We start from the raw sequence: 4,737 nt of genomic DNA on the forward strand, positions 1-4,737 counted from the left end.
GGCGATGTCGAGTGTGCCTGCCCGGACGCCTGCGTCGACGGCGACCGCGGCGACGTGCACCGGCTCCGTCGTGATGACCGCTCGCGCCGTCTCGAGCGGATTGGTGACCAGGACGCCTTGGAAGGTGCGGTCGTGCACGCGGGGTGGCCGGCGGCCCGGATGACGGATGAGCCCGGCACGGTGCTGGATGGCCGGGGTGGCGGGATCGATCACGTGCACACGATCGGGTGCGTCGCCGACCAGCGGCCAGCCGTGCATGAGGGCGGCACTGATGTGGGAGAAGACCGATCCCGGTCGGAGCCGCGGTGCCACCGCCCGGGCACGTGCGAGGTGTCGCCCGACCGGGTCGAGTTGCTCCCAGTCCGCCGTTGCGATGTACACCCCGGCGAGGAGTCGCACGAGCGCGCCCGACGCGTGGCCCCGCTGGAGTGATCTCGCGTGTGACGGATCCGTGGCCATCGCTCGGTGGAGGACGGGCAGCTGTGCTGGCGCGTTCATGGGGGAAGGTTCGCCCATCGCGGGCGACGCGGTCGTGGTAAACCGCCATCTGTGGACGATCGGGCGCACCGGCGATGCCTGTGGACGGATGACGTCACGCGCTCAGCGACACCTCACGGACGCCGGTGCGCGTGAGGTGTCGCTGACCGCGTGAAGTCACGGGCGCGGGCGCAGCGCGGGGCGCGGGCGCAGCGCCGGCGCGGGCGCGGGCGCGCAGCGCGGGCGCGGCGGCGCGCGCCGGCGTCAGCGCAGGGTGCTGTGGCGGCGGCCGTAGGCCAGGTAGAGCACGGCGCCGGCGATCATCCAGATGCCGAAGGCGATCCACGTGCCGACGCCGAGGAACACCGCGAGCAGCACGCAGCAGAGCGCCCCGAGGATCGGCACGACGGGGAACAGCGGGACGCGGTACGACCGCTCGAGCGCCGGCTGCGTGCGACGGAGCACGATGACCGACACGTTCACGAGGGCGAACGCCACGAGCGTGCCGATGCTCGTGGCGTCGGCGAGCTCGCCGAGCGGGACCAGCGCGGCGACCACCGTCACGACGAGCCCGATGATGAGCGTGTTCCAGACGGGGGTGCCGGTGCGGTGCGACACCCGGCCGAACACCTTCGGCACGAGTCCGTCGCGGGCCATCGTCAGCAGGATGCGGGTCTGCCCGTAGAGGACGGTGAGCACGACGCTCGCGATCGCGACGACGGCACCGATCGAGAACACGAGCGCGACCCACGGCTGCCCGGTGACGTCGACGACGATGCGGACGAGTGACGCCTCGGTCGACGAGAACGACGTCCACGAGCGGGCGCCGATGGCCGCGATCGCCACGAGGATGTAGAGCGCCGTGATGAGGGCGATCGACCCGATGATGGCGCGGGGGAGGTCGCGGCGGGGGTTCTTCGCCTCTTCCCCGGCGGTCGAGGCGGCGTCGAACCCGATGTACGAGAAGAACAGCCGGGACGCGGCAGCGGTGACCCCGGCCGCACCCATCGGCGCAAGGGGCTCGAAGTTCTGCGACCGGAACGCCGAGAACGCCACGACGACGAAGAACACGAGCAGCGCGATCTTCACGATGACCATGACCGTGTTCACCCAGGCGCTCTCGCGGGCTCTCGGCAGCAGGATCGCCGTGGCGAGCAGCACCAGGACGGCCGCCGGCAGGTTGACCACGCCGCCCTCGCCCGGAGGCGCCGACAGCGCCGCGGGCAGGTGCAGCCCGAACACCCGCAGGGTCTCGTCGACGTACTCGCTCGCACCGACCGCGACGGCGGCGACCGACACCGCGTACTCGAGCACGAGGCACCACCCGCAGACCCACGCGATGCCCTCGCCCATCGTCGCGTAGGTGTACGAGTAGCTCGACCCCGACGTCGGCACGGCCCCGGCCATCTCGGCGTAGGACAGCGCCGAGAGCAGCGCGGCGACACCGGCGACCACGAACGAGATCCACACGGCGGGGCCGGCGAGCGGCACCGCGGTCCCGAGGACGACCAGGATGCCCGTCCCGAGCGTCGCGCCGACGCTGATCATCGTGAGGTGCCAGACCCCGAGCGACCGGCGGAGCGGCTCGCCGTCCACCCCCGCCGAGGCCTCGGCCTGCAGCTGCTCGATCGGCTTCCGACGTGCGAGCTGTGTGCGGAGGGACGTGGGGCGGGTGGGCGCGGACGTCATGGGACCTCGAGTGGTGCGGGGAAGGGGACGGGAAATGGTCGCATGCACCCTGAACGGGGTCAAATGAGCGACGAGGACACGATGTCCGACCCCGGGGCTAGGTTTGCAGCATGGACCGAGGCGACGCACCGTGAGCATGCACGGCGGCATGCGCGGTGGCGGCGGACCGCGCGGCGGCGGGCGGATCTCGAGCGGCGACTTCGACGCGCAGAAGGCCGCCAACGCCGAGGCGCCGAAGATCCCGCACCTGCTGCAGCGCATCGCCGGGCTGTTCGTGCCGCACCGGAACGCGATCGTCCTGACCGTCGTGCTGGTGCTCGTCGGCGCCGCGATCTCGGTGATCCCGCCGCTGCTCATCCAGCGGGCGTTCGACGAGGGGCTGTTCCCGAAGGGCGGCGGCGGGCCGGAACTGCCCGTGCTGTACGTCCTCGTCGGCGCCATGGTGGCCCTGTGGATCGCGAGCGCCGGACTCGGGGTCTGGCAGACCTACCTGACCGCGACGGTCGGCAACAAGGTCATGGGCTCGATGCGCATGCGACTGTTCGGGCACCTCCAGCGGATGGAGCTCGCGTTCTTCACCCGCACGAAGACCGGTGTGATCCAGTCGCGCCTGCAGAACGACGTCGGTGGCGTCGCGAGCGTGCTGAACAACACGATCTCGTCCGTGCTCGGGAACACCGTGACCGTCATCGCCGCGATCGTGGCGATGCTGCTGCTGAGTTGGCAGATGACCCTCGTCGCGGTGGTCCTGCTGCCGCTGCTCGTCATCGCGCAGCGCCGCGTCGGCCAGGTCCGCGCCAAGATCGCCGCGCAGACGCAGGAGTCGCTGTCGGACATGACCGCGATCACGCAGGAGGCGCTGAGCGTCTCGGGCATCCTGCTCGCGAAGAGCTTCAACCAGCAGCGTGCCGAGACGAAGCGCTACGGCGACGAGAACCGCAACCAGATCCGTCTGCAGGTCCGCCAGCAGATGTCCGGCCAGTGGTTCTTCGCGATCGTGTCGATCTTCCTGTCGATCATCCCCGCGATCATCTACGTGGTCGCCGCGTACCTCATCGTCGGCGACGTCCCGATCACGGCCGGCACGATCGTGGCCTTCACGACCGTGCAGTCGCGGTTGCTCTTCCCGACGGTCGGGCTCCTCCGCGTGGTCCTCGACCTCCAGACCAGCGGTGCGCTGTTCGCGCGCATCTTCGAGTACCTCGACCTCACACCGGCGATCACCGACTCGCCGACGGCGAAGCGGGTCGACGAGTCCCGGGTCGGTCACGTCGCGTTCGACGACGTGACCTTCACCTACCCCGACGGCGAAGCGGACAAGCCGACACTCCGCGGGGTCTCGTTCGAACTGCAACCCGGCCAGTTCGCGGCGTTCGTCGGGCCGTCCGGTGCCGGCAAGACGACCGTGTCCTACCTCGTCCCGCGCCTGTACGAGGCGACCGCGGGGTCCGTCCGGTTCGCCGGGCAGGACGTCCGCGACCTCGAGCACGAGGACCTCATGCGGCACGTCGGGATCGTCAGCCAGGAGACCTACCTCTTCCACGCCTCGATCGGCGACAACCTCCGCTACGCCAAGCCGGACGCGACCGACGACGAGATCGAGCGGGCGGCCCGGGCGGCGAACATCCACGAGACGATCGCCTCGTTCCCGGACGGCTACGAGACCATCGTCGGGGAGCGGGGCTACCGGCTGTCCGGCGGCGAGAAGCAGCGGATCGCCATCGCGCGGGTGCTGCTGAAGGACCCGCCGGTGCTGGTCCTCGACGAGGCGACGAGTGCGCTCGACTCGATCTCCGAGCGGGTGGTCCAGGCCGCGCTCGACAACGCCGCCGCCGGTCGCACGACGGTCTCAATCGCGCACCGGCTCTCGACGATCCGTGACGCCGACGTCATCTTCGTGCTCGACCACGGACAGATCGTCGAGCGGGGCACGCACGAGGAACTCCTCGAGCGAGACGGCACCTACGCGATGCTGCACCACCAGCAGAACGCTCCCGCGGACACGGTCGGCAGCTGACAGATCGACGGCCGCGTCGCCCGGCGTCGCATCACAGCGGACGACGGTGTCCGCCGCCTAGACTCGGCCGCGTGCGTTACGCGAACTCCGTGGTCGACCTGGTCGGCGACACCCCGCTCGTCAAGCTCAACCGGGTCACCGAGGGGGTGCGCGCGACCGTCCTCGTGAAGGTCGAGTACCTGAACCCCGGCGGCTCCTCGAAGGACCGCATCGCCACGAGGATCCTCGACGCGGCCGAGGCCTCCGGCGAGCTGCAGCCGGGCGGCACCATCGTGGAACCCACCTCGGGCAACACCGGGGTGGGCCTCGCGCTCGTCGCCCAGCAGCGCGGGTACCGCTGCGTCTTCGTCCTGCCGGACAAGGTCGGCGAGGACAAGCGGAACGTGCTCACCGCCTACGGTGCCGAGATCGTCGTGACGCCGACGGCCGTCCCGGTCGACATGGTCGTCACCTGCACTGGCAACCTCGGGGTCGTCGGCGTGGACGAGATGCTCGCGCTGAAGCACCTGGCGATCGTCGCGAACGTCGGACACTTCGACAACGAGATCGACATG

3 protein-coding genes and 1 pseudogene are annotated in these 4,737 nt (G+C 70.5%); 2 read left to right on the top strand and 2 right to left on the bottom strand.

The annotated features are described in order from the left end of the window. Positions 1-498 (bottom strand): annotated as a pseudogene (locus I5E_RS02655) (hypothetical protein); the annotation flags it as partial. 243 nt (positions 499-741) lie between these two features. Next, positions 742-2,166, bottom strand: a complete 1,425-nt coding sequence (locus I5E_RS02660; RefSeq protein ID WP_022905624.1) for an amino acid permease — start codon at positions 2,164-2,166, stop codon at positions 742-744. 136 nt (positions 2,167-2,302) lie between these two features. Between I5E_RS02660 and I5E_RS02665 the strand changes: the two genes are divergently transcribed. Further along, positions 2,303-4,183, top strand: coding sequence for an ABC transporter ATP-binding protein (locus I5E_RS02665; protein ID WP_261974843.1), 1,881 nt, complete (start codon positions 2,303-2,305; stop codon positions 4,181-4,183). Between the two features lie 71 nt (positions 4,184-4,254). After that, on the top strand, positions 4,255-4,737 hold a 483-nt coding region (locus tag I5E_RS02670), incomplete at its 3' end, for a PLP-dependent cysteine synthase family protein (RefSeq protein WP_031261220.1).

The organism is Curtobacterium sp. B18 (assembly GCF_000333375.1).
Classification (GTDB): domain Bacteria; phylum Actinomycetota; class Actinomycetes; order Actinomycetales; family Microbacteriaceae; genus Curtobacterium.

Bases quoted from the DNA above. Each gene is read 5' to 3' on its own strand.
- I5E_RS02665 (WP_261974843.1), top strand. From the start codon at position 2,303: ATGCACGGCGGCATGCGCGGTGGCGGCGGACCGCGCGGCGGCGGGCGG.
- I5E_RS02660 (WP_022905624.1), bottom strand. From the start codon at position 2,166: ATGACGTCCGCGCCCACCCGCCCCACGTCCCTCCGCACACAGCTCGCA.